The sequence below is a fragment of the Desulfomonilaceae bacterium genome, from assembly GCA_041662605.1.
Taxonomy (GTDB): domain Bacteria; phylum Desulfobacterota; class Desulfomonilia; order Desulfomonilales; family Desulfomonilaceae; genus CAJBEZ01.
Window position 1 is genome coordinate 74,242 of record JBAZSD010000010.1, and the last position, 25,329, is coordinate 99,570.

The 25,329-nt window shown below is 45.5% G+C and carries 27 protein-coding genes, 2 tRNA genes and 1 pseudogene; 17 read left to right on the plus strand and 13 right to left on the minus strand.

The genetic code is table 11. From position 1 onward, the window contains the following. Positions 1–2: 2 nt before the first annotated feature. The 4 genes from WC647_10020 to WC647_10035 form a co-directional block, all read right to left on the minus strand. Positions 3–299 (minus strand): hypothetical protein, encoded by a 297-nt coding sequence (locus tag WC647_10020; protein ID MFA6222636.1) that lies wholly within the window; start codon positions 297–299, stop codon positions 3–5. Positions 300–395: 96 nt separating this feature from the next. Next, positions 396–713, minus strand: a complete 318-nt coding sequence (locus tag WC647_10025) for a TusE/DsrC/DsvC family sulfur relay protein (protein ID MFA6222637.1) — start codon at positions 711–713, stop codon at positions 396–398. A 165-nt stretch (positions 714–878) separates the two neighbouring features. After that, positions 879–1,388 (minus strand): tetratricopeptide repeat protein, encoded by a 510-nt coding sequence (locus WC647_10030; protein MFA6222638.1) that lies wholly within the window; start codon positions 1,386–1,388, stop codon positions 879–881. Positions 1,389–1,557: 169 nt separating this feature from the next. After that, on the minus strand, positions 1,558–2,271 hold the full coding sequence (locus WC647_10035) for a TerC family protein (protein MFA6222639.1): 714 nt from the start codon (positions 2,269–2,271) through the stop codon (positions 1,558–1,560). A 448-nt stretch (positions 2,272–2,719) separates the two neighbouring features. Here WC647_10035 and WC647_10040 point away from each other — a divergent pair, with 448 nt between their 5' ends. The 8 genes from WC647_10040 (at position 2,720) to WC647_10075 (ending at position 7,463) form a co-directional block, all read left to right on the plus strand. Continuing rightward, on the plus strand, positions 2,720–3,523 hold the full coding sequence (locus WC647_10040; GenBank protein ID MFA6222640.1) for a cytidylate kinase-like family protein: 804 nt from the start codon (positions 2,720–2,722) through the stop codon (positions 3,521–3,523). A gap of 292 nt (positions 3,524–3,815) precedes the next feature. Further along, complete coding sequence (locus WC647_10045) at positions 3,816–5,030, plus strand: DUF5309 family protein (protein MFA6222641.1); 1,215 nt, start codon at positions 3,816–3,818, stop codon at positions 5,028–5,030. Positions 5,031–5,131: 101 nt separating this feature from the next. Further along, a tRNA-His gene (locus WC647_10050) sits at positions 5,132–5,207 on the plus strand. A 19-nt stretch (positions 5,208–5,226) separates the two neighbouring features. Continuing rightward, positions 5,227–5,303, plus strand: a tRNA-Arg gene (locus WC647_10055). 193 nt (positions 5,304–5,496) lie between these two features. Further along, positions 5,497–5,901 (plus strand): hypothetical protein, encoded by a 405-nt coding sequence (locus WC647_10060; GenBank protein ID MFA6222642.1) that lies wholly within the window; start codon positions 5,497–5,499, stop codon positions 5,899–5,901. Between the two features lie 357 nt (positions 5,902–6,258). Then, entirely contained in the window at positions 6,259–6,510 is a 252-nt protein-coding gene (locus tag WC647_10065; GenBank protein MFA6222643.1) for a hypothetical protein, read from the plus strand. Further along, a complete protein-coding gene (locus WC647_10070; GenBank protein ID MFA6222644.1) occupies positions 6,507–6,848 on the plus strand; it encodes a PIN domain-containing protein in 342 nt (113 codons plus the stop codon). Before WC647_10065 ends, WC647_10070 begins: the two co-directional genes overlap by 4 nt. Positions 6,849–7,190: 342 nt before the next feature. After that, entirely contained in the window at positions 7,191–7,463 is a 273-nt protein-coding gene (locus WC647_10075; protein MFA6222645.1) for an HU family DNA-binding protein, read from the plus strand. 49 nt (positions 7,464–7,512) lie between these two features. Here WC647_10075 and WC647_10080 read toward each other — a convergent pair whose 3' ends face one another. Both WC647_10080 and WC647_10085 read right to left on the minus strand, forming a co-directional pair. Next, positions 7,513–8,460 (minus strand): glycoside hydrolase family 130 protein, encoded by a 948-nt coding sequence (locus WC647_10080; protein MFA6222646.1) that lies wholly within the window; start codon positions 8,458–8,460, stop codon positions 7,513–7,515. An 11-nt stretch (positions 8,461–8,471) separates the two neighbouring features. After that, positions 8,472–9,824, minus strand: a complete 1,353-nt coding sequence (locus WC647_10085; GenBank protein ID MFA6222647.1) for a glycosyltransferase — start codon at positions 9,822–9,824, stop codon at positions 8,472–8,474. Between the two features lie 257 nt (positions 9,825–10,081). Between WC647_10085 and WC647_10090 the strand changes: the two genes are divergently transcribed. Next, positions 10,082–10,525, plus strand: a complete 444-nt coding sequence (locus WC647_10090) for a hypothetical protein (protein MFA6222648.1) — start codon at positions 10,082–10,084, stop codon at positions 10,523–10,525. A 304-nt stretch (positions 10,526–10,829) separates the two neighbouring features. Here WC647_10090 and WC647_10095 read toward each other — a convergent pair whose 3' ends face one another. From WC647_10095 to WC647_10105, 3 genes are all read right to left on the minus strand, one after another. Then, positions 10,830–11,927 carry a patatin-like phospholipase family protein gene (locus WC647_10095; protein ID MFA6222649.1) on the minus strand — a complete coding sequence of 366 codons (1,098 nt, stop codon included), beginning with the start codon at positions 11,925–11,927 and terminating at the stop codon, positions 10,830–10,832. Between the two features lie 219 nt (positions 11,928–12,146). Beyond that, positions 12,147–12,536, minus strand: coding sequence for a cyclophilin-like fold protein (locus tag WC647_10100; GenBank protein MFA6222650.1), 390 nt, complete (start codon positions 12,534–12,536; stop codon positions 12,147–12,149). An 847-nt stretch (positions 12,537–13,383) separates the two neighbouring features. Beyond that, a complete protein-coding gene (locus WC647_10105; protein MFA6222651.1) occupies positions 13,384–13,626 on the minus strand; it encodes a hypothetical protein in 243 nt (80 codons plus the stop codon). A gap of 253 nt (positions 13,627–13,879) precedes the next feature. Between WC647_10105 and WC647_10110 the strand changes: the two genes are divergently transcribed. The 6 genes and pseudogenes from WC647_10110 (at position 13,880) to WC647_10135 (ending at position 21,055) form a co-directional block, all read left to right on the plus strand. After that, positions 13,880–14,356, plus strand: a complete 477-nt coding sequence (locus WC647_10110) for a hypothetical protein (GenBank protein MFA6222652.1) — start codon at positions 13,880–13,882, stop codon at positions 14,354–14,356. Positions 14,357–14,743: 387 nt separating this feature from the next. Then, positions 14,744–15,628, plus strand: coding sequence for a hypothetical protein (locus tag WC647_10115; protein MFA6222653.1), 885 nt, complete (start codon positions 14,744–14,746; stop codon positions 15,626–15,628). Positions 15,629–16,462: 834 nt separating this feature from the next. Next, positions 16,463–17,269 carry a hypothetical protein gene (locus WC647_10120; GenBank protein MFA6222654.1) on the plus strand — a complete coding sequence of 269 codons (807 nt, stop codon included), beginning with the start codon at positions 16,463–16,465 and terminating at the stop codon, positions 17,267–17,269. Positions 17,270–18,399: 1,130 nt separating this feature from the next. After that, positions 18,400–19,077, plus strand: coding sequence for a hypothetical protein (locus WC647_10125; GenBank protein ID MFA6222655.1), 678 nt, complete (start codon positions 18,400–18,402; stop codon positions 19,075–19,077). A gap of 193 nt (positions 19,078–19,270) precedes the next feature. Then, the gene (locus WC647_10130; GenBank protein ID MFA6222656.1) at positions 19,271–20,830 is read left to right on the plus strand and encodes a zinc ribbon domain-containing protein; all 1,560 of its coding nucleotides are present in this window, start codon (positions 19,271–19,273) and stop codon (positions 20,828–20,830) included. Between the two features lie 81 nt (positions 20,831–20,911). Continuing rightward, positions 20,912–21,055 (plus strand): annotated as a pseudogene (locus WC647_10135) (transposase). Positions 21,056–21,187: 132 nt separating this feature from the next. Here the strand turns inward: WC647_10135 and WC647_10140 are convergent. The 3 genes from WC647_10140 to tsaA all read right to left on the minus strand — a co-directional run bounded on the left by WC647_10140 (position 21,188) and on the right by tsaA (position 23,627). Beyond that, positions 21,188–21,544, minus strand: a complete 357-nt coding sequence (locus WC647_10140) for an ankyrin repeat domain-containing protein (GenBank protein MFA6222657.1) — start codon at positions 21,542–21,544, stop codon at positions 21,188–21,190. Positions 21,545–21,931: 387 nt separating this feature from the next. After that, the gene (locus tag WC647_10145; protein MFA6222658.1) at positions 21,932–22,303 is read right to left on the minus strand and encodes a hypothetical protein; all 372 of its coding nucleotides are present in this window, start codon (positions 22,301–22,303) and stop codon (positions 21,932–21,934) included. An 826-nt stretch (positions 22,304–23,129) separates the two neighbouring features. Continuing rightward, a complete protein-coding gene (gene tsaA / locus WC647_10150) occupies positions 23,130–23,627 on the minus strand; it encodes a tRNA (N6-threonylcarbamoyladenosine(37)-N6)-methyltransferase TrmO (protein MFA6222659.1) in 498 nt (165 codons plus the stop codon). A gap of 151 nt (positions 23,628–23,778) precedes the next feature. Between tsaA and WC647_10155 the strand changes: the two genes are divergently transcribed. After that, positions 23,779–24,039 carry a hypothetical protein gene (locus tag WC647_10155; protein ID MFA6222660.1) on the plus strand — a complete coding sequence of 87 codons (261 nt, stop codon included), beginning with the start codon at positions 23,779–23,781 and terminating at the stop codon, positions 24,037–24,039. A gap of 117 nt (positions 24,040–24,156) precedes the next feature. Beyond that, entirely contained in the window at positions 24,157–24,633 is a 477-nt protein-coding gene (locus WC647_10160) for a TIGR03067 domain-containing protein (GenBank protein MFA6222661.1), read from the plus strand. A gap of 173 nt (positions 24,634–24,806) precedes the next feature. Here the strand turns inward: WC647_10160 and WC647_10165 are convergent, their stop codons facing one another. Next, a complete protein-coding gene (locus WC647_10165; GenBank protein ID MFA6222662.1) occupies positions 24,807–25,259 on the minus strand; it encodes a PH domain-containing protein in 453 nt (150 codons plus the stop codon). Positions 25,260–25,329 lie beyond the last annotated feature (70 nt).

The following is a 25,329-nucleotide window of genomic DNA, read 5'->3' on the forward strand; positions in this document are numbered from 1 at the left end:
CATCAGAAGCGCTCTCTTAGAAGATAGAATTTCCCCTGCCAGGTTTTCCCCACGATGTTATCCTCCACCATATATTTTAAAGCCATTGAGCGGTAATCCGTCAGGCCGAAAAGCGTGAAACGCTGATTGGGTAAAGACAGGTCCACTGCGGTAAACGGCCCTAGAGCGCCTTTGCCCCGAAGTTCGCGCGCAATTTCCGCCGAGACTTTGCTGAGTTTCCAGGAAAGGAAATGTTTACCAATCGCAATAGTCCCACCAACAAAGAATATAATAAGAAAAAGCAGAACCTGTGAAGACAAGGGACCAGTCGACGATAATGAGTGAACTCCCCGGGAGTCGGCGCCCGCTCGAAGATGCGGGCGTTTAGAACTCCTTGGGGATAAAAGGGGAGGAAGTTAAACGCACCCTGTAGGTTTCGGCAAGCCCGCCACCTTACATGCGCCTTTGGCTGGTCCTGAGGGAAACAGCTCGTAGATTTTTTTCAGCTTGAATCCTGTATCCTTGCACACTTTACGAATCATCGGAGCAATGTTGAATTCCAGGTAGTAATTTCTCAGGTAGTGAACAACCTTCCAATGCTCTTCGGTCATTTCATCAATACCTTCGGTCTTCGCGAACAGAGACGCAACTTCTTCATTCCAGAGATCCGGATCTTGAAGGAAACCGTCTTCATCAACGTCAAAGGTTCTGCCTTCAATTTCAAGCGTAGGCATATTATAGAGCCCTCCTTTATTCAAGTTAGCCGGGACAACACCGGACACATTATCTAATCTTAATGATGTTACCACCCATAAGGGTAAAAAACAAGCCGAATATCTCCACTGTGACTCTTGCAAACCAGTATAACAGTAAATTCGGAAAATCAACTACATTTCTTCTCAATTTCCGGCAGGTTTCTTTATCTTGGCTTCCATATCCTGTATGTATTTTTGCAACAGTTTCTTGGCCGCGGGTCGTTTCTCTCTTGAAGAGGCTTCCTTATAGGCTTCAAGCGCTGACGCGTAATTCTTCTTTATCTCGTAAAGAAGTCCCATCAAACCGTAAGCGTCAGGATAATCCGGGTTTAGCTGAACCGCCTTTTTCAGGTCCGCGATACTTTTGTCATATTCACCTTTCTTCGAATACGCGATTGCCCGATTATGGTAAGCCACAAAAAAACTGGGGTTGTCAGCGATCGATTTTGAAAAAAAATCTATTGCGCTGTCCCATTTCTCTACACGGAGCGCGAATTCGCCCCGTTCATAATAGTCGAGGTAATCTTGAGCGCTCGTTGTCCCCACGAGCAACATGACCATTATGACGAGAACAGCGGCGGAAATAGATCGTCTCAATGCTTTGTCCATAAAAACGTCTGTTGAATGCTTCATAGGAACAAACGATGTTATCATACAACCTTCATTAGATATATATTGTTTTTCAGCGCGCCCTGCGCCAGTGATACTTTGAATATCTTCCGGCTGCAAGAGGCGCCCAACAAACTGAATCGCCTAATATTTCAACAGGCTCTTGGGGGAGTTGTTCATCTCGATAGAGGACTGATTCACGCGCGGCATGAACTCAATGATTCTTTTCCAGGGCGCCGGCCCACACCCAGAGCTTACCTATCATGACGACCCCGATTGCTGAAATTGCCTCAATCAAGTAAATGAACAACTCACTGTGAGGGAGAAATTGTTCTAAGACTGGATCCGTCACAATCATCTCGGCTCCAACTTTTCCCAGGAGCGCAGCGCCGATAGTAATAATTATCGGATACTTGTCCATGAGCATGGAGAGAAGATTGCTCGTGAAGATCATTATCGGAATGCTGGTGGTAAGGCCGAAAATCAGAAGAAACAGGTTGCCTTTTGAAGCTGCTCCCACTCCCAGCATATTGTCCAGAGACATGGTTATGTCGGCGATCACAATGATCTTCAACGCCTGCCAGATTGTTGACGCTTCCTTGTCCGAGTCGTTTTCGGGATTGGTATCCACAAAGAGTTTTACTGCGAGCCATAGGATGAGGGCCCCGCCGATTAGTTTCAGGTATGGGGTCTGGAGGAAACGGGCGACAAAGAATGTCAGAATCACTCTAAGTACTACTGCTCCAGCCGCCCCCACCAAAATTCCTTTTTGCCGTTGAGCGCGAGGCAGGGACCTGACCGCCATGGCGATAACCACCGCGTTATCGCCGGAAAGCACAATATTAATGACAATAATACTGACAAGGGCAGTGAAGAATTCCCAATTTAAATTGATCGTCCCAAGTATACCGAAATCCATGATCGGCATGCCTTTCGTTCGATATTTCGGCTGTCGCCAATTCTGTTTAGACGTGGTCAGTCATTGCCGGTTGTTCTTCTAGGTGAACGCCGTGAGTCATATTTTGCCGGCAAATGATTCTTGGATGGCGCAAACCCGAAACCAACACAATCGATAAAGGGTTTGTAAAAATGTATACTTTATAGTGAATATTTCAAGCTTTTTCCTGTTGGTTGTCCATTGTTTTTATACTGACGGTTGACTTACATTCCCGTCTGTAACTGATTGCGCCGTGGGACAGCCGATCCTTCCAGTTGTTCAGTATTGCGAACACTGTCATACCAAGAATAGGTCAAGAGAGGTTGAATGCCATTCCCATAACCTCCTCTAAAGGAAAAATCTTGTAAGTAATTTAGATCAGAATTACTATGGCTAGAGACATTTTTCCCCTAAAGACGATTTTGTCAGTGAGGCAATAATGGCGATTTGGACCATTTCAAGACAGTTCGGAAGCGGCATAAGGGAAATCCGCTACGAAATTGCAGCGGCATTGCATTATTCCTATGCCGACAAAAAAATTATCATGAACGAAATACGGGAGAGAGGGGGAAAATGGGAGAAATGGGCCAACGAGTTCGACCAAAGCACTCCCACCACATGGGAAAAGTATGACTGGTCCTTCAAAGGTTTTGGGGCTCTTCTTCAAAGTATCCTTCTTCGTCATGCCCTTCAGGACAATGTAATCTTGGCTGGTAGGGGATCAAATTTTCTTCTTGAAGACGTCCCGCATGCATATCGGGTCCGGTTTGTGGCCCCGATCGAACAACGAATAGAGAGGATAGCGCAGTGGGAGTCTGTTGATACCAAGAAAGCGATGTCTATCGCTAAAAAGACGGATCGTGAAAGAGCAGGATTTGTCAGCGCTTTATATGGTAGAGACATGAATGATCCTGGTTCTTATGACGCGGTGTTCGACACCGGCGCAATTCCCCATGAAAAAATTGTCGTCATTGTAAAAGAAGCGCTTTTAGCCAAAGACAAGTTAAAAACGGACAGAGCGCAGAATATTCTCAAAATGAGAGCTATAGCGGCTAGAGTAAAGGCTGGACTCACTATAGACACTAAACTTTATGTCCCCACACTAGAAGTTGATTGCACTGAAACTGAACTCCTGGTACGAGGGATTGTCCACAATTCAGGTCAATATTCTCGAATCGAGGTGGCTGCTCGGGAATTAGCCGGGGACACCCCTGTAAAGATCGAACTTCGGTTCAGATCGTAATCTTCGTTTCAATTAAACGCATGAGCCCTAAGCTTCGGTGCGATCCATTCTAAGCGGCGTTCTTGCCGTCGTTTTGAAGTCCTACATGTTACATACTTTCCTGCTTGCTTGTAACATACCAGCATTACATAAAATATCGCTCTTTTAGAATCAGCGCTTGTTCAGCGGTTTCCTGTCAAACATAATGAAATTGGGGGGGAAACATAGCTTATTAAATCGGCTGTAATAAATCCCATTAATCATCTCTTCTTGTTCGTCACTTCAATCTCAACGAAAGAAAGGAAAATCAAGAATGGCCGCTGACGTGAGCGATTTTCTCAAGCTTTGGACTCAAAGTGACCAGGCGTCTGAGCGAATGTTGCAGAAATTCCTGTTGGTAGGACTGGACAAAATAGTTCAGGGACAAAGTGACGCTCTTTCCAAAATTGGGATCGGCCCGCCGGCGTCCGGCCCGGTGATTCGCTGGATGGAGGAGTGGGGTTATCCATCTCAGATATCGGCTATGCTGGATGAATCGACTATGACCTTTTCGGGCCGTTTGTTCGGAAAGAATATTGACTCTGAATTGGTTCGCAAGGTGATCAGGGAAGGGACCATCCTTGAGAGGCCGATGGACGGCTCCCAGGTCAAGGTCATTTCCCTTAATGGCCTGAGCGCCACCATTTCACCGTATGGTGGGAGCATCCTGAGTGATGACCTCATCGAAACTGCATGGGACATAATTGCGGAAGCGTGGTCGGATTATCGGGACGCTGAGGATCCCCGATCCCTGGAAAGGACCTTCCGTGAGGTAGGAACACAAATTCACGCGGAGACCTTTGAAATTCCCAAGACGAGAAAAAACACCAAGTACGAAATAGTGGGCAATGAGGTTGAACACCAAATATCTTCATTGCTGGAAAAATTGAGAAGACAGCTTGCTTACGCGGTATTGAGATCCAGGCCTTTTCACGACGGGTCCGGCTTTGTTTACGGAAACAAGACGGAAGAATCCACCATGTGTGGATTGTGCTCCTGGCCTCTGGTTACACAGTCGGAGGTCCCAAATCCCAAAGTATATGTGAATAAGGCGTCGCAGGTTCTGGTAAAGGATGATCTTGACAACCTTGCTCTGAGTCTCTGGCTGGATGAACAGGCGGACCTGAACCAGGGAGACTGGTGGATCGTGTGTCACCCGTTGATCAGCCGATACATTCACGATTTTGACATCAGTTATAGACAGACAGAGCGATCTGACACGGGAATAGGTTTTTATGTAGACCACTTTGATTCTAAAATAGGAAAGAGTTTTCCAATTCTCCCCGAACGTTACATGAGACCCGACACGTTGATAATCGTAAATTTCGAGGCAGCCAAATATGGTTATTACGCGAACGACAGAATGGAGAGAAAAGAAATTTCTACCCAGGGACGATACCAGCGATGGCTGATATCATTCCAGACTTATGGAGTTGTATTGCGCAATCCACGGGCCAATATCGGGATGATCTACGGGTTGGAACATTAAGATCATTTAAAGGTTAGGGGGGCAATGAGAGACGAAGAAAGAGTCAATTGAGATATTCGTGGTTGACTTGTTCCGTCAAGCTTTGTAACTATAGAGGTGTGGAGGGCGTAGCTCAGTTGGCAGAGTTCAGGGTTGTGGCCCCTGCGGTCGTGGGTTCGAGTCCCATCGCTCTCCCCACCACAATTTAAGCCTCTCTGCGCCCGTAGCTCAGCTGGATAGAGCGCCGGACTTCGAATCCGTAGGTCGCAGGTTCGAATCCTGCCGGGCGTACCAAATAAATCAATTAGTTATATTTTCTATTTGTAACTTCTCAATAACGCCGGGTAAGAAACCCATGCCTGGATATATTAGTTTGGCCTGATGGTCGAGGTTTTGGGCCGAAGTGGGATCCCGGCCATATTGACATTATTTGATGAGAAAATAAAAAAGGCGCGACACAGGGATTGGAATATTCTTTAAGGGCTTTATGAGCGTCATCGTAAAGATCCCTGAAATTTCTGATAAGGAACTCACGCCTTCGGTGGCGGCCCTTTCGGAGATTGTCCAGATCCAGCAGGAGCTTATTCAAGGGCTGAGAGACGAGATAGCCAGACTCAAAGGTAATAATCCCAGACCTCGAATCAAGCCTTCTACGCTGGGCGAGAGTATAAACAAAGGTACACAACGTAGGGAGAGAAGACGCGCCAAGCGGAACAAGACAGAGAGAGTTGAGATCCATGAGACGCTAGTTGTCGAAGCCCGGAATGTCCCGATTGGGAGTACGTTCAAGGGGTATGAGGATTTCACGGTTCAGGATCTGTTGTTGCAACCATTCAATACGCTCTACCAGCGGGAGCGGCGGAGAACCGCCCAATTCCTGAAGTCCGTTTGATTGAACCATTTTCAGTCAAGGTATAGGGCTCCGGGCTTCTTTATTGACGCCCCTTTTACATTAAATGACATGAACTGGACATTTGTCCTGGCCAGCCTTAATTGCTCGAAAGGTCAGAAAACCGTGCAACTCTTGGCCAATATGCAATTAAGTATATATTGCGCTTAATGAATGTTATAGCGATTATGTAAGCGTTCCATCCGGTCTCCATTCACGAAGAAGTCGTTGGAATCATGGCTCTCAATCTCAGCGATGGTATCTTGTGTTCTCTATTTGTGTTTAATTTTTGGCGCCATAGTGTAATATAGGTAAAGAGGTCCGTATTGAAATATATACGAAGTCTGAAGGAGATAGCTCATGGAACAGATCGAATATATCGGTAAGATTATGGATGATGGGCATATCTATTTGCCTGAAACCGTGCGGCGACAATTGAAGCTTGAACCGGATTCTTTCGTTCATGTCATTCTCTCGGTTAAAGAAACAAAGTCATTGTCTATGGACCAGGGATGGTCTGTTTTCAAGGCAATGGGGAAAGAGGGTCAAGCAGGTTGCCTTCAGGACGCTTCCGAAAACCATGATCTTTACCTATACGAAAAACAGCCATGATTTTTAAAGATGAAATCGCAAATCGATACGAATTGATCACATCTAATTATATCCTGGATCAAACTTATACCCTTCTATTGATAAACATAGGATATGAAAGGACTGTAGCCTTTCACAGGCAGTTAGAAATGTTGATAAAAGCCGGCGTGCTTCAGGTTATTCAACTATCAGAGAATATCGTTGAAAAGGCATGGAATATTTTTGAAAAATACAATCAGGACAAGTGTTGGTCTTTTACAGATTGTACTTCCTATGCAGCTATGAAAGAGCTTGATATTGATGAGGTTTCTTCATTTGATCGACATTTTGAACAGATGGGACTCATAAGGAAACCTTGAAAGAAAGAAATTACGCCCTCTTATAAAAACGCAACGCCGCCTCAATCGAAGTGTTTACTAGAGATTTCAACGGTCTTGGGAGTTGTTCTCGAACTTTCTGATAGACAATCGCTAAACGCTCCTTCTCCGTCAGGTCCTTGTCGGTCACATCTTTGATGGCTAAATCAATTAGTAGACCATTACTTCTTTCCAGGATTCAAATTCTCGTTCAATTGGCTGCATAATCGACTTGACGCAGCAGATTCCCTTTATTCCTCTTGACACTCTCGACGGTAGTGCCTTATATAGCCCCAATTCATATTTTTGGCGGAACACAACTACAATTTCGAGGGAGGAACGGACATGACAAAAGCTGAAATGGTGGACAAACTTGCAGAGAAGGGCCAGATGACGAAAAAACTCGCTTCAGAATCGATTGATCTGGTCTTTTCGGCTATTTCTGACGTGTTGGTTGCGGGCGATGAGATCTCATTACCGGGATTCGGAAAGTTCTCAGTAATTGTCAGACAAGCTCGGACAGGTTTGAATCCCCGCACCCAGGAAAAACTCAACATCCCGGAAACCAAAGTTCCAAAGTTTACCGCAGCAAAGGCCCTCAAAGAATCGATAAAGTAGTTCTGGTTCATAGAAACTTATTTGTAAAGACTGGGGACCAAGACTTAGGTTAATCGGGGGGTCGCGGAACTTTCAGGCATAAATCTACCAGATCATCTATCACTGCCGTTCCCATGCACATTACGGTATCAGCTCCACCCCAATAGATCTTCACAGTGCCATCTTCTTCGGGGATTGCGCCACAGGTAAAGACAACGTTGTGAACATAACCCGACACCTCCCATGGGTCCTCGGGTTGAAGAATCCACTCGTCAGCAACGCCAAGAATCTTTGCTGGATCTTCAAGATCGTGCAGCGCCACGCCCAGCCGATAAACCGCTCCATCCATGGTCTGGAAGACCCCGTGATATATATGAAGCCAGCCTTTGGATGTCCGAAAAGGCGTTGCTCCCGGGCCGACTTTCATCTGATCCCAATGGTAAGGGGCAGGCTTCATGATCACTCGAGAATCACCCCAGTGAACAAGATCAGGGGAAAAGGAGATCCAGATAGACCACGGAGCTATTTCAGTGTGCGGGCGGTCAAGACGAGCAAATCGCCCTTGAAACTTGCCGGGAAAGATCACGACATTGCGACAATCAGCTTGCGTGATCAGGGCTACTCGTTCAACGGACCTAAAATCAGAAGTTTTGCCAAGACCTATTCTTACACCATGCCTGGAATAAGCGCTGTAAGTGATGAGAAAATCATCGTCAATTTGACATATACGAGGATCTTCAATTCCGAATTCCTCATACTCAGCGAAAACGCCTTCTCTCGCAGGCACCATGAAGGGCGCCGGGTCAACCGTGAAATTGTAGCCGTCTTTGCTCCTCGCCAATCCCAGTATGGAACGGCCATTCCTGAGATGCGAACGGAAAACCAGTATGTATTCCCCCCGAATTTTGACTGCCGCCGCATTGTGGACTGTCACAACTGGGTATGGGACATGATCCTTCGTGAGGATCGGGTTACCTTCGAAGCGACGGACTATGGGGTCCTTGTGATAAATGGCCATTGACTACACACCTACACCCGACCGAAATCGTCTTCAAAACGTTCAATGTCGTCTTCACCAAAGTAATCACCCGTTTGCACTTCCACGAAAACCACGTCATCAGGACCAGGGTTGGAGATGCGGTGTTTCGCTTGCTTGGGAATCTGTATAGAATCAACTGGACCTAATGGGATCTGTTCACTGTCCAGTGTAACGACAGGGTGGCCGCTTACAATTGTCCAATTCTCGCTGCGGCGCTGATGGCGCTGCAAGCTCAGCCTCTTTCCCGGGTAGACCACAATACGTTTCACCTTGTGATCTGGAAGGTCGGAGAGAACTTCATAGTATCCCCATGGGCGGCGATCAACTGTTTTAGTTTCTTCCACGATCCGATTGTACACTTTCAAATAATCGTCAACCATGCGATCTCTCGAGAATCGTTTTTCCACGACTTCTCGGCAGGCGGGACGGGATATGGTATGGATCCTTTCCACGGCATCGACCGCCTCGGACACGGTCGATACAAGGAAACCATTAACACCCTCTGTTATGATTTCCGGCATGGAGCCCCGTGAGAACGCTATTACTGGTGTACCACACGCATTGGCCTCAACAACGGACAAACCGAAAGGCTCATTAAAGTTTATTGGATGTAAAAGACACGCCGCCTCGCCAAGAAGGCTGTCCCGACGGTCTGGGCCGACGCTTCCCAAATACTTTATCTGGCTGTCATTCAGGTGCGGCTTAACCTCAGTTTCAAAATATTGCTCGTCCTGAATTATTCCCGCGATCAACAAATCCCTGTTCGTCAGTCGAGCTATCTGAATCGCTTCTCGGACACCTTTGTCATGATGAATTCTGCCAAAGAATAGAAGGTATTCTCCACCGAACGGGTTAAAAGTGAAAGCTTCCAAGTCTATTCCATGGTGAATCGTTGCGCAATAGGTAAGTTCGGGGGAGCGATCGGAGTCGCTGATTGATACATAATAACTTTTTTCGTCGTATTTTTTGTAAACGGGTAGAATCTTATCAGAGGAGAAGCCATGGATCGTGGTAAGAACTGGCCTTGTCACAAGGCCGGAGTATGTGAGAGGCAGGAAATCAAAATGATTGTGGATCAGGTCAAAATCTTCAGCTCTCTCGAAGACCTCACTAATATGAAGAGATTTCCAGACTTTGGGAATCAGACTCTTGTCTTCCTCATAAGGTCTTGGAACAATTGCGTGGATTTTCCCACTTGTTTCCGAATCCGCCGTGGCGAAAAGTGTGACGTCAATGCCTCTTGCGACAAGACCTTCTGTGAGGAGGGAGACAACCCGTTCCCATGGTCCGTAGTGTCGAGGGGGAGTTCGCCACGCTATCGGGGCCAACATAGCAATACGCATACCCAATACCTCAGTCCGTAAGGCGTTTCGTCATTATGTCGCCGATTGCTGTATCACAAACAAAAAACAAACATTTTTCATAAACATTAACTTACTCATTCTCAAGCAAATCAGTATTGGTCTCGAAGTCACGGAATGTCAACACCCTGCAGCAGAGGGCAAAGGCCTTTCCGGCGAATAAAGGGGGCGAGCCGCCCCGCTAGAGTTGGGTTCTGCCCGAACACAACATCAGAGAAAACTGGATCGATTAGAGCCGTATCTATTGTAAATATCGCGAACTTGCATTTGACAATATTATTAATAAGACAATCCGTTACTCCTACAGACTGCTCCGAAAACATGGAAACTCAAGTTTCCTACAGGATGTGTCTGTATATGACACCAAGCTTGCTTCCCTGGGAGTGTCGGATGGGATTGTAGATTCGGAGCAAATCCGAAATATCACTTATACTCACATGAATTCCAGCTATCGACTATTGATGGAAGCAAGTCAAAAGGTGATAGCGAATTTTAGAGCCACCGCTGTGGGAGACCGACCTAGGTTTAAGGGGATGTCTTTTTTCGTGGATGTGGCGGAATTATGGGAAAATTACATATACCGGCTATTGAAAAGGCATTTTATAGCTGGTCTGGAAAAATTGGACAATGACATAAGTGGTAAAGCTGCTCTAAACAGAAGGAAGAGAAAGAAGCGGCGATGACGACAAAGAGACTTTGTATTCATCTCTTATTACCGTCACATCAAATCCTTCGTCCCTGGTCAAAACCACGCGTCTTTGATTTTGCTTCTAATATTCCCCTACATGAACCACATCTGCGACCAGGTCGCGTTACAGACTCGGAATACGCGATGTTAGGTTTAAAACTTGACGATACAATTAATTGGTCGATTTGCCATAGTCTAAATGCCGATGCTCATACTCTTCAGTCACGATGCAGACATCTCCACCGAGTCGTCTATCTGCATCAAAAGGACCCTGTCAAAGTGGCCATTCCTTCAGACTGTCATGCCCAAAACTTTCTGATCTCCTCCGCTTCTTTTCTGGCACGCTCATATCCCGTCCTCATTGCGGGTTCTATTTGTGTTGGATCCATAAGATTTACGCCCGAGGGAGTGCCTGCTACGATCCACAATGCCTTAGTCCCGGTAGCCTCTAGAGCCTTAACTTCCTCATGAACGTTGTGAGGTATTCCGGTTAACTTTACACCGGTTACGCCATCCGTCAGAGTAATGATTATAGAGCGTTTAGACCCAGCCACGACATCGCAGTGCGAAGTAGTAGCGGCAATGCCTCCATCCATACAGTAGCGCTGCCCCAACAGAGTCGGACCGATAACTCCGGGAAGCGAAGAACTTGCAGCCGCCCCATGTGCCAAAGGAATATTATTTTTGCGTGCAACGGTCTGCCCCACAATAAGACGTTCACCGGTATAACAGTCGTTTGCAGTTGTGTACATTTTTGCCACCGGCCAGTCGGTCTTGCTATCTCCCGTCAAAAAAGCGGCTAAACGCTCAACTTTGACGCCGCTGACCCTGTTGTCCGCAGCAAGGGCAGCGTGTCCGATGGCCCGGATGGATGAGGCGCTACCATCTTTGACTCCCATGTTCACTTCCTGCGCACGTTGTTGGCTGATATTGGGGCTTACGACTGGGGCTATATCGGCAAGTATTTTGGGGAAATGTCCGAAGAACTCAAACTCGGCGCGAAGGCGTTGAAAGTGCCCTGAAGTCAAACTGCTCCCCATGTAGGAGCCGGCCGATGTGCCAACCACCATCTCAGATAGCCCATTCATGTCAAGGCCTACCTCTAGGAGACCGTGGAAAAATCCGCAATACCAAGCGACGTAATACTCTCCCCCACCACCTAACACCATCGTGCGGTCTAGCCCCATTGCGAGGTCCGAAACGGTGGGTTTTGTCGGGATTGGTCTGGCGAGGCCATCGTGAGCGAAAAGCTTTTCGGAGATGCCGAGTGCCATTGTGACAGGGTTGTAGTCAGAATTGGTGTCAACAGGCCGTGCCCAGGCAATCCCTCCGGTTGAACCGCCTGCGACGGCCAAGGACGAAGCTTTAAGAAAATTGCGTCGTGTCCATTTGCTCATGAGCTATTCTCCCGATTAGAAAAATTCTCAAACCTTGCACTGATTGTGAAACATCTATAACCGTCACATCATGCAGCGCAGTGAGATGTCAGTGCAAGAAAGATTTTTCGTGCTTTGCCCGTGAGAGCAATTTATACTGTATCATCCCGATGAAGCGCCATGATTATACAGTTCCAAATTTTCTTTCGATTCAAAACCCTTTTGGAGCGAGAACCAAAATTAGGCCGGTTCCACTGTAACTTGTGACTCGCCCATGACCATCTTAAAATCTCGCGGATCACCAAGAAATTTTCCGATGACATTGACGGCAGACGCTGGCACGATTTTACCCGGACTGCTCATCGGGGTCATCCCGAAAAAGATGCAAAAGGCTGATCCCGGCGGCCAGTATCCCAAGTCTCCGATCTCTACAACCTCTTTTGATGTTTCTTCCAATGGAGAATTGACAGGAATTGAGAAATAAAATTCATCGCCCCAGGTATTAAAAGACGTTGTCAACGGCAATACCTCGAATATCTTACGGGCCGTAGGGCTATCATTCAGATCAGCCATCATAGACATCTTTCCAATGTTAATCTTAATTTTCATGATCATAACTTTCTTTGTCACAACCTATCTCAGAATATTTTATCATATAGGGATTGGCTGGTCTGTTTAGAATTTGAATTGTCTTACGTTGTATCGTCAGTCACTAATCAAAAAGGAAGATTAAAGGTCTGAGAAAAAATGGACGGTGGCATGTCTACAAATGTTTCTCTAAACAAATCAGAATAAAATTGGCGGCGGCGACGACAAACATTATGTTCATCTCTTATCACGGTCACGTCAAATCCCCCGTCCCAGGTCAAAACCACGCGTCCGTGATTTTGCGTGGAACATTCTCCCCCTAATTAACTCAGTTCCGCGACCAGGTCGCGTTTTAGACGCGGAATACGCGATGTTTGGCTTAAACGTGACTAAACATTTAACTCCTTGAATTTTTTAAAAGGACATGCGGTAAAGTAAGGGCAATGGAACCTATGAAATGGCCGGGTCAGATGTTTTGCTATCTTTTGTAGACCGCCTCTCGACAAAGAAAAAATATCTCTTAATCTACCTAAGCAAAAATGGGATTGGGTTGATATTATCGGGGTCACAGGTTGGCTTAGGTAATTTAGGGAGCCTGGGCGTCATTGCTGCCTGTGTCCATTTTGTGTCCATCGGTCCTGTAACGTGCTGATTTGTTGTGATAGGTCGGAACGGTCAAGACAAGTCAACTTACCGATATTAGGTCATTTTATGTTTTAGTTCTGTGTCTGAAAATCCTTGTGTCGATGGTTCGATTCCGTCCCTCGGCACCACGTAATGACCAAGGATTCCAACAACTTCCAATTTTCAGATCTCCCAAAACTGACTCATCAATCACCTTAATCTCAAAAATGCTAACATTTTGCTAACATCGCTGCTATCAAGCATTCTATTTTCCAGCCTTAGACGCAACTAGAATTTGGGTTAACCCGTGGTCGTAAGTGAATTTGTCGATAGCGGCTACAAGTTCGTCATCGCTGATAATTCCATACCTCTCGGATACATCTAAGCTGCGGTTGCTGTGACCTAGTATTGACTCTCTAATCTCTGAATCAATGCCGCTTCGTCTCGCATTAGTTTTCCATGTGTGTCTTAGGTCATGGAACCGGGGGCGTGGAAATTCCCATTCCAATTTATCTAATCCTCAGCCCGAGTTTGACAAAAAAATGAGACAAAATGAGAACGCGATGTCGCTACATAATAATCAGAAGCCAACAACCTTTGTCATCGGTAATGTCTGAAAAATCACAAATTGGAGTCGCGCATTTCTGATATCGCTTGATAATACGATCTTCTGTAAAAAAATCCTTTTCAACTACCCCCTTTTTGCCATAAGTTTCGCTGCAACAATTCCCAAACACTAAGCAGTTAAAAGCGAGGACCATGTGGCACATCCAAACGGAGAATTCAAATGGGACCTAGTCAGAATAGCTCTTTCCCTGCGTCTCACTGAGAATGATGTTCAAGTTTATTTCAAGGACGGTCGCAGGGTGTCCTTCTTGTTAGAGAGGCGAATTGCATATGAAGTGCTCCACGGGACACTAGCCCCCAGCGAAGGGGCCGGTTATGATGTGCTGGACCAAAATAACAACAAGTGGGAGGTACGCAGTATCTCTCGCAGCGGAATTTACTTTTGTCCAAGCTACATGGTAGGTTCCGGACGTTGCTTCGAAAGACAAGGATTTCTAGACAAACTCAATGAAATTGCGGGATATATAGTATCTGATATAGAGCGGTTTCCTGTTGTCCCCTACTGGATTGTAGATGTCGACGTTGTTAGACGATGGTGGGAGGCTGGATCCTTGAGAAAAAACACAAGTGTTATGCGCCCAAAAGTCTTGGACCTACTGAAGAGATTGTGAAATATGGTGACTCAGCTCCAATTTTTTGAAATGAATAATAGTGTAAACAGAGTTCTTTCTCTTGCTGAATTCACATACGATATCGAGACGTTCTGCGACTTTGGAAAAAAAACGACGGTCACCTCGTTTCCGGATGCTTCGGTTGATCTTAACGTTTACATAAACGAGTTTTGGACATCGAAACAAAGAGCAGCCCATTCTTTGCACGAGGTATCCTACCGAGCATGCTTCAAGCCGCAGCTACCGCGTTTTTTCATACAACGTTTGACTAGCCCATATCAAGCGGTTTACGATCCATTCATGGGGCGCGGGACGACAGTTTTAGAAGCCGCCTTGCAAGGTAGAAGGCCAATTGGATGCGATATTAACCCTCTTAGTAATATACTAATGCGACCGCGGCTGAACCCGCCGAATCTTTCCGAAGTTCGTAGACGTCTAGATAGTATCGATCTTGAACGGCAAACGGAAATATGTGAGGACTTGCTCGTCTTTTATCACCGAAAGACTCTACGAGCGATCACCAACCTTCGAACTTACTTAATTGAAAGGAATTCCGAGTGTCGTCTGGACCAAGTCGATGACTGGATCAGAATGGTTGCAACGAACAGACTTACCGGACACTCCAAGGGTTTTTTCTCTGTTTATACTCTGCCCCCAAATCAGGCTGTTTCTGTTGAATCTCAACGACGTATAAATGAGGCACGACACCAGGTCCCTGAGGAAAGGGATTTGCGTAAACTCATAGTTACTAAGTCTTCTTCGCTCTTGAGAACGGCGGATTCAAGTCAGGTTGAGCTGATGAGTCAGGTAGCAAAAGATCTTTTGTTAATAACCAGCTCTTGCGAAAACACTCCGGAGATATCAGACGAATCTGTTCATCTAATAGTAACTTCACCGCCTTTCCTGGACGTGGTAGACTACCAAACGGATAATTGGCTTCGATGTTGGTTTAATAACATAGATGCCGAAGGTATTAAAATTTGGCAGTTTAAAGATCCGATCGAATGGAAGTCAAAGATGACGTGTGTTTTTACTGAAATTCGCCGAATCTTGGTTCCTGGGGGGTATGTTGCCTTTGAAGTGGGGGAGGTTCGAGGGGGCAAATTACTACTTGAAACCTTAATCGTACCTGCTGCCATTGAAGCAGGTTTGAAACCCGTGATGATTCTAATTAACGATCAGGTTTTTACTAAAACTTCAAACTGCTGGGGCATTAAGAATCTGAAAAAAGGTACGAACACAAATCGAATCGTCTTGCTTCGCAAATCGTGATTTAGATCAGGCAACGCTAAAGGGAAAACTACCGACCAACATCATGACCAATACGTTTTGCCTCGGAAAAGCCTGAAGTTAGTTCGTTTTCAAAGATGCTGTGGCCTGAAAAGTTCTCTGATGTGACATGTTGTCAATCTCGGTGTTGTAAGGCTTTACAAGATATTTCTACTGAGCCAAACAATAAACGTGGCGAAGGCGCTTGGTTATTTAACGGAAACATAATTAATTTCCGCCAAATTTGTTAAGAATTAGTGCTTTTATACCGCGGCAACCGAAAAATGCGGCCGCTTTAGAGGGACACTATTGCACCGGCGTTTATAATACCGGGGATCGATAGTCTCCTCCTTCAGTTAACTATGTCTGCGTACCTTCCATCGCGATCCAAATCTCTCCACCCTTAAGTTCACCAGGACCTCCTCGTTCATAAGTGGGAGGCGTAATATTGACTCCCGCTATCCTGAGCAGTCGCATCCAAACTGAAATGGGGCGGGATTTCTGGTCGGTCGTGGTTTCGCCAAGCCGAATGGCTGCCAGCTCAATAAAACAACTAACAACACTGCGACGCCCGTGAGCACCCTATTCATTGGATCCCTCCTCCGATGTTATTGTCAATTCTTACTCGACCGTTCACAGTCTACAGTCTTGTAGCGTCCAACAACCTCTGCCTGAATGTACCTTAAAACTCCGTAATCCAATTTTACTTTATTCATTGCTTTTGATTGCGATGGGTCACGTTGCTTGATATATTTGGACACGCTGATTTTTTATAAGAAGGAAACGGACTGCGCTGTCCGTTTTATAGAGTCGTTATAAGTATTGTGAGGTTTCCACATGCATGTCACGTTTGATACTAATGTAATTAACCCGCTAGCCTGCCCAGACATGTATGAAAAAACATGCCCAGACATGGCGTCTGTTGATGTGATACGTGAATCCATACAATCGGGAAGAATTCATGCCTATCTGTCCGAGGCATCGACATCACTTGAAGCTATCTCGAACGAAGAAAGACTTGACTCTTTCCTGCGACAGTTCGCATCAGGGAAGATACCAATCCAACTGCCAAAACCTTCGTCTGAAAGAATACGGGTTTTTTCTGAAGCAATTCAACTTGGGCTAAGGGTCCTTCACGCTCCACGTTTAGGGTTGACAACCTTCATCGAGTTTCCAGAAACCGCCTGGGCCGAGGATACAAACTATCTCATCGACGAACGGCAACACCGTTACCACGAGTATATTCGATTCCAACCGGACACGGGAGTAGAAACTATCAAGAGATTGGACGCAGAGCTTATTGGAATCCACGGCCTTGGCGCTACCCACCTATCGACCCTTCCATCGTCACCAATAGCGGCAAATTCAATGTGGAAAGGGCTCCTAGCCGAATATGGCTCACCAATAAAATTCAGATCAAAGAAGAAGTTCCTCGCCGAATTTAGAGATAGAGTCGCTGAGTGGTTTGATATGGACATCCAAGCGTCCCACTACGCATATGGGCACGACTATCTGTGCACTTTCGACTCTGGTAGTAAGGCCGGCCCATATGCGATAATGCACCCAAACCGGGTATCAATCAATTCGAGCAGGTTTGGCATACAGATTGTCAGCCCAAGCGAGTTAGATGCGCTGATTACTTAAAATGAAACCCAATGATGCGGTCAATCTCCAATGTTGAAAACCGTTTTGTGACAACGGTGGCAGGCTGTTTGGCCTAGCCTCCGTATTGAGTCGGCTCGGATATAGGCACGCGACCTGGATTAGGCTTGAGAGATTAGAGATATATTCCCATATTGTTTTCTTGCCTCTTTCTGTTTCCGTGACATCGTTTTACCGCTAACCAACGGATACCGCTCCAAGGTGTCAGTCAATAACCTGAAGTCTCTAGGTCTTCCTCTACCGGAATCAATTCGTGTCTCAACCTTCTCCTCTAGCTTTTAAGGCGTCTACGGGTCGTTCAACTTACATTGGGTCTTTCCATGAAACACCTCCTTTAGCCGTTAAGCTTTCCCCCCAATGTTTCCGAGAAATGGGATGGTGGTCGCATTTCATCTGAACGGCGGCAAGCATCAATTTTAACTGTTTGATATGACGAGTGTTTATACTGCAGACGGTCATGTCTGCACGGCTGGAAGTTGTTGAAATCGGGGATGGTTCTGGGAAGGACATCTGTAACAGATGATTACTCTCCGAATGATGCACAAAGGTAATTGTCGCTGAACAGGCTTTATTTCTAAGAAATTATTTTCATTTTCAGACAACAAGGTTATTAGGCTCACAGGATTATTGCTTTACACACGAGAAATTATTGTATAACTTTGTGTTAACATTGTGACTTTGATTGACGACGACAAGCGTTACTTTCACCAAAACTGATATTGCTCGATCAAATTCTTGAAAAGAGAGACGCTGAGCTGGCTGGGCCTTGTCTCGGTTTTTCAGTTTGCGTCGGGATCTGTTAATGCATCTACATAGTTTCCCGTCAGTTGTCGCAGTTGCTTTTTCTCTACCGTCGCCGAAACTAGGTTTCGCATTTTGTTTTTTTCCATTTCAGTTCCTGCGTCCACCTCTGGTTATCTTACGGACTGATTTTGACTCTATTACTGAGCAGAGTTTCTGGTTCATCCGTCATGTATCATTCTTATTCGGGGCTTTTCAACCAGGATCATATGTTCCAAGTCGAACCGGCCAAAGTATGACTCATGCATATACGCGCTTTTCCACACGACATGAGCCCTAACCCTGTGTAGACGGGACAAAGAGGTTTTCATATGCAAATTTTGACAGAACTGGATTCGAAGTTTGGCGAGAATCTGAAGACTTTTTTGGCACAAGGACATATGGATTGTAGAGAAATTGACGTAAAGGCGAGGGCGATTGCAGCTATTGGTCAAATAGCCTCAGAAGCGGAAGGATTGCAACCAAATCAAAGCGAAATTGCCCCGATTTTTCATGAAGTGTTCTCTGATTTGATACTGTCTGTCTATTTCACAGGATGCGCTCTTGATAGACCAGCTCAGAGCGTCCTGCGGAGAGCGTTTGAGCTTGGCGTAGCGATAGTCTACCTTTGGGATCTTCCACATGCCTTCTGGGGCTGGAAGGATGACGATTCTGATCTCAACTTCAATGACATGTTGGAGCATCTTTCAAAAAAATGCTACAAGAGCTTCCTTTCGTCATTGAACTCACCGTGTACCGAGGATAATCTGTTTGACTGTAGTGAGGCAAGACGACTGTACAGAACCTTGAGCAATACGATTCACGGAAAAATCTCGACGCATGAGTCAAAATTGCCCGATCGATTTGTCTATAACCCCGAAGATTGGAAATGTAATCTCGATTTGATTGGCAGGGTACAGACAATACTACTGCAGCTTTTCCACAAGAGGTTTCCTAATTATTACATCGAAATGTCACAGAAGATACCAGCTATAAACACAATGATATAGGGATATATAATCTATGTCTATGCCCTCTCCCGACATTGAGTTATTGCACTCAGCACGATCAGAAGATCTATTATATGATCAGATATCCAAATTGACTGTCTTGGGCAATTTTGAAAAGAAGACTGTTGAAACGCTGAAGTGGACCGGTGCCCATTTGCTGCAGGGTTCGCGCGGGGTCGGGAAGTCAATGCTAATGCGCCAAGCAGAGGTAGAAATGGATTCTGATTTTCCCTCCTCCAAGAAACTAGCAGTTTATGTCAATTTCAAAACGAGTACTCTCCTAGAGGGAGTAAAAGCAGAAAAGCGTGATGCCTTTCAGATATGGGTTGGAGCAAAGATCCTACAAGCGATTTACGAAAAGCTCATATTGCTTGATCTAGTTGGCCATTCAGATGTCCAGGATCCGTACTATGTAGTCTTTGGCATCCGGTCAGCTCAAGGCATTCAATCCGCATTCAAAGAAAAGATTCATTTGCTTCAAAAGCTTGCAATATCGCCAGACAAGGGGCTCATCATTGAGCAAATAGGGACTTCTTTCCTGGATAGACTTAACGATGTTCCCTTTGTGCTTGAGACACTGAAAGAAATAATTGAAGCCTTTGGAATAGAAAGGCTTGTAATCCTCTTCGATGAGGCTGCTCACACATTTATTCCTTCGCAGCAGGAGATCTTCTTCGAGATTTTCAAGTTGTTGCATGGTGGACGAATCGCAGTTAAAGCCGCTGTTTACCCAACGATTACTTCGTACGGACGTAATTTTGAAATTGGCCAGGATGCCATTGTCATCTCAATGGATAGGTTTGATACTGGCCAAGTTGGTAGGCGAGAAAACAGGTCTCTGTTTCGGGACATGCTCTATAAACGTATTCCCAAAACTGGGCAGATCCGGAAGAGGCTGTTTAGTAAAGGGCACTTGCTGGATCAGTGCATAGACTTGTCCACTGGCAACCCAAGAGCCTTTTTTCATCTACTCATACGCACGAAAGATAAAGGCTACTCTGATACAGCGCTCCTGCTCGCAACACAGGAATTTGTAGATCAGGAGCTTTTACCCTACCATTTGAACCTGTCAAAGAGATTGCCTAAATATGGTCACCATGTACGAGTAGGACTCGACCTGTTGAGAGGTTATATAATTCCCGAGATTAAGAATAAGAACTTCAAGACGAAAGTCTCCAAATATCAATCTGCTTACTTTACTATACAACGGGATATGTCACCCAACCTTAAGCTGGCTTTGGATATTCTCTGCTATTCTGGACTGTTATCAGCTCAAGGGACGGTTAAGATTGCTCAGAGAAAAACTGGCTTAAGATACATGGTTCACCTATGCCTTCTTTTTGCTGAAAAGGCATTCCCTTCCAAATCCATATCTGATGCTATAAATGCTTTAAGTCGGACAGACTACCGAGAATTTAGCAGTGAAGACAACAAGATTGAAGAATATCTTTACCAACTTAGAGAGACATCAGACAAGTGCCCAATTTGCTCAGCGGAAGTGGATCCAAATGCAAAGTTTTGCTCACAGTGTGGGAGCAAGATTGCAGGTGGATCTATAATAGGGCCGTTGTTGGAGGAGCCGTTATCAGCACTATCGATTAGCGATAGACTGAAGGCAAGAGTGCAACCGGAATTCCCCAAGGTTGGAGACATTATTCAATCTAGCCGTGAGGAAATAATGCGGATTAAGTGGATCAAAGATGTGCGGTCTAGGATCATAAAGAATGCGGCAGAAGAGTTTATATCAGGCTGAAAGAGTTGTGGATATTGTAAGATGCTCCATAACCAGCGAGAAATGGTAACGGTTTTGGACAGTTGAACATCCTAGCGTTTGAGAAACTGGGAAAACGTCATCCCTTTCTTCGTTTTCCCCGGGGATATCTGCAGAATAATTTACACTACCAACGCTATTGAAAGTCTGAATATGAGACTAAGGAAGATTACCAAGAATCGAGGGCATTTCCCAGGAGACGACTCAACGTCAAAGCGCTACTCTTTTATACCGCCGCAACTGAAAAATTCGGCCGCTTTAGAGGGACACTATTGCACCGGGGCTTATACTCAGGCTCAAACATGTCTTGCGATCATATATTACTATGGGAATGTGATACTACTTTCTTGACTGTGTAGCTGCGAGGGCTTCTTTAACGTCGTGTAAGTTTTTCTCCACTGCCCAGATCAAGGCTGTTTTGCCAGACTTGTCCGTCAAGCTCACGTCTGCTCCATTTTTCAGGAGTAGTTCCACGAGCTTGGTGCAACCCTTCTTGGCCGACACGATCAATGCCGTCTCGCCCCTCTCGTTAACGGCATTTACGTCACTATGCTCACAGATAAGAAACTTTGCTGTCTGGAAATGACCCTTCTCGCAGGCCTGGACTAGAGAAGGCGTGTCTTGAGGATCTATTCCGCACATCATACCTATAAACTGCAGTGTTTGGAAAATCCTCTCAACTTTGAGATTTGACATACAATTAGTTCCACAGAATTTTTAAGGCTCTTAATACCACGGAGTCAAGCACCAACCAACGACATTGTCCATCGCAACCACGACAAGACGGAAGTGGGAAAATTTCTTTTCGCGGGATTTTTGTGGGTCGCTGCACCATGATGATGTCATTATTCAGCGCCCGTATAATATGGGCATCGCGGTATTTGTCGACAATCGTGTCGTCAACATTGAAGCCACTTACCAACTGAAAAGCTGGATCCCAGTGATAACCGGCTAAGGTGTCGATATCTGACTAACAGTCCATCCTTCAAATGTAATTGACGTCGGGCAGGAAACCATCTAAACATGAGTTCGGCGTTATTTACGAATTCCAAAAAAAAGGATACCGGGCCCGCCATGAAATTCCTAGTCGAGCTTGACCATGTCAAGACAGGCCAGCCGTTTACCGAAGACACCGTTCGCTCCTTCATCGAAAACATTATTTTCCCGACATTGGACAAGGCCGAACAGCTTGCTCAACAAGGCCTCATAGTGGCAGGCGGACCAGCAGTCGGACGCATAGCGCTCCGCTTCATTGCGGATGTGGAGACTACCCAGCAGCTTGACCTGATCGTTTCGAGCCTCCCCTTGTGGGCACTCTCTGATACGCGAGTTACTCCTCTTATCGAATTCAGCGACCGTCGCGACCACGTCCAGGCAATACTTCAACGCATGACTAAAACTGACATCTAACAGGCTCTCCAAGTGACACCCCTGTTGCGCGGGAGCCTCGTTCAATGAAAACCTCCAACCTATAACAGGCGTCAGTGCTCTATTTTCGAGCCCGGCCCCCAAAGCTGCGTGTCTAGCTTTAAGTTCTTCATCAGAAGCGTTAATTTAATAGCTGGTCGAGGTCATCTTGACCCCCTTGATTAGGATTGAAGCGCGGCCCTTTACGGTTCGGGCAGAATGTGGTATTTTAAACATAGAGAGTTTAGAGGATCTGTGACAGTTTCCCCCCCTTGTTGCAGACAACCTTTGGCTCTCTTTGTATTTGTAGCCTTACCGCTCCAGGAAATCCCGCCTGTCCCCGGCTACATTTGAAGTGTTTGCAAGTGACCGCCTTGGCAAAACCAAGACCGTCCAAGTTCGGAGAGCGCCCTGGATATCTTGAAAAGACGGTATGTGAAAGGCGAGATAACCAAAGAAGAATTTGAGCAGATGAAAAAGGACATTCTTTCCTAACGGTCGCAATCCAGCCATTAGTCTTTCATTTGTTGTATGCTCAACTTTCGCAGTTGATAAAGCGGGTAAAAAGCTAACTAAAACGATAGAATAGGCTCGTGAGAGGACGTCCAATTGTTTCCAAGTATTGGCAAACAAAGATCGCACAGGAGGCCGCCCCACAATGAGAGTTACCCCATCTGAGTTAGAGGATCAAGATCTTCGAGATCGGATCGACACATTCATGGCTCGGTTTAAAATCGCCACGCTTCTTAACCAAGCCGGGATTAGGTGAGAATTTCACTAGATCAAAGGTTTCAACTGTAGCGCTCATATAGAGTCACTTGCACTGGAAAGGGTTCACGTAAGTAAGGTTACGGCGAGTTGCCGATATTTGGCGCTAATGCTTTTTGTCTTTGTCAATGCCGTTGGCCCAATCTGGAACAGACGCGTCAGGAACGCAATCGCTGGGTCTGTAAGGCTTGAGATCAATTATGGGTGTGCCATCAAAGGCGTCTATGTCATCAACTGTGATTATACAATCATCTATGGATTTTATTTTGCATACCGTCAATCCAATGAGATTTGGCCGAACTGGGGAACGTGTAGCAAAGACACCGGTAATGGGGATTTCTTTGTTTCCTCTCGGGTGGACCCTCAGTATGGCTCTTTTTTCCGGCGAGTCGTTCTGGTTGAACCAATAGAAAACAAGAAGATGAGAGAACTCACTGAGTCCTAGTAAAGCGTCTTTGTACTGAGATAAGATCTCAATCTTTACCTTCCCGGCATTCCTGACCACATGTCCTATAGGTTCGATCTTGTAAGCTTGAGCATCAGACTGCAAAGTCAATCCCATCGTAAAAACAAGGGTTAGCGTTGCATAACAGAGCCATCTCATCTTTTACCGCGCCCATTCTCCAATTTTTGTCGAACGGTGACTCGATGTTATACCCAAAGGATTTCATAAACAATCGATGAGCGTGCATGTTGCATTTCGCGAAACCGTATCAATACTATTATAAATAAATTCTCATTCATCGGAGGGCGTAATGCAGGCTAGGCGTTTAATTGGTTTTTTCGTAGCCATGATTTTTGTCCTGACAACTGTAGCCGCTTTTGCCGCGGGGGATAACTACTTTGTAATCAAGGACAAAAACGGTGTTTGCAAGGTTATCAAGGCAAAAGAAAAAACACCTGCGACCATAGCAGGACCATTCAAGACCAAAGAAGAGGCGCAAAAAGCCAAGGAAAAGGAATGCGCCAAGCCATCTAGTAAACCTGGTAAACCAGCTAAAGAGCCTAAGATGTAAGGACTGGACTTTAGACAATCACTGTCCAAAGTCCTCGTAAAGTCGGTTATTTGCGCCAATTGGAGTTAATAGAAGGGATTTCATCTTTTATTCTTAATCTCGAAAGGAAAATGAATAATGCGCACGAACACTAAATTGCTTGCCGTTGGACTCCTGGCTTTGTGCTGTGTGGTATCTCCATTTGTCTCCGCGGTCTTGGCGGAAAATGTCGACCCGGAACTGAACAAATTTCAGGGATCCTGGATTTTAGTATCTGGGGAAAAGGATGGAAAGAAGCTGGCAGACGAGGAGGTGAGTAAGAATAAAATAACTCATCAGGGGCAGCATGGGCAGATCACATCTCCCCATCAAAGCAAGGAAACGATTTTATTTGATATCGTAAAAATAGACCCTACGAAAAGCCCAAAAGAATTTATCTTCATTCGTAAGACTGGACCAAGCGCTGGTAAGTCTATAAAAGCTATTTACGAGTTCACCGGAAACGATGAGTACAAATTTGCTTTCGACCCGAGCGGAGTTACAACACCCAAAGAGTTCGCCACCAAAGCGGGGACTGGGTACATTCTCAATACGTGGAAACGAGTAAAGCCTTAGCTGGAAAAAGACTCCATGAGCGTCAATTACTCATTTTCTTATTTGCGGCCTGAGTAATCTGATTCAAATGCTGAGACATTAGCCGCCAGGAGATCCGTATCAATTCCGATCAACTTTTCGGCTGCGGCCTGAAAGCAGTTTCAACCTGGCGGTAACATTTTATAACCTCAGTATTATTTTGAATCTTGAACGGCTGCAATTTGTTCTTGAGCCTGTTTCCTAAACTCAAAAGGCGCGTCTATATTATGAAAAGGATATCTTGTGCCGCCTGTGCCAATTACCATGATTGAACCGAACCCCAGAATTCTGCCCAAAAGGCCTTGACTGACCTGAATACCTTCAACCTTGTTTAGCAGTATCTCAATGGAATTTCTACGGATGAAGCCAACCTTTACAAGGAGGCGTTTGTTTGTTATTCCGAATTCGGATGTCGAGTAGTTAATGAACGAAGAAATACCCGTGGCTATTGCAATAACAATGAAAAGATAGCCAACTGCGCTACCGCCCTGAGAAAATATTATGGCAACGATAAACCAAATTGCTGCCCAGAGAAAAATTACAAAATGCAGCTTGCAACGATAAACTATATTCTCTCCCTTCATAATATTTTCCTCAATATAGCTCATTACGTTCCTCTTTTCTGTGGTTGGCTTTAAAAGCATTTAGAGACCAGGACCAGGAAAACCCGACTTATAG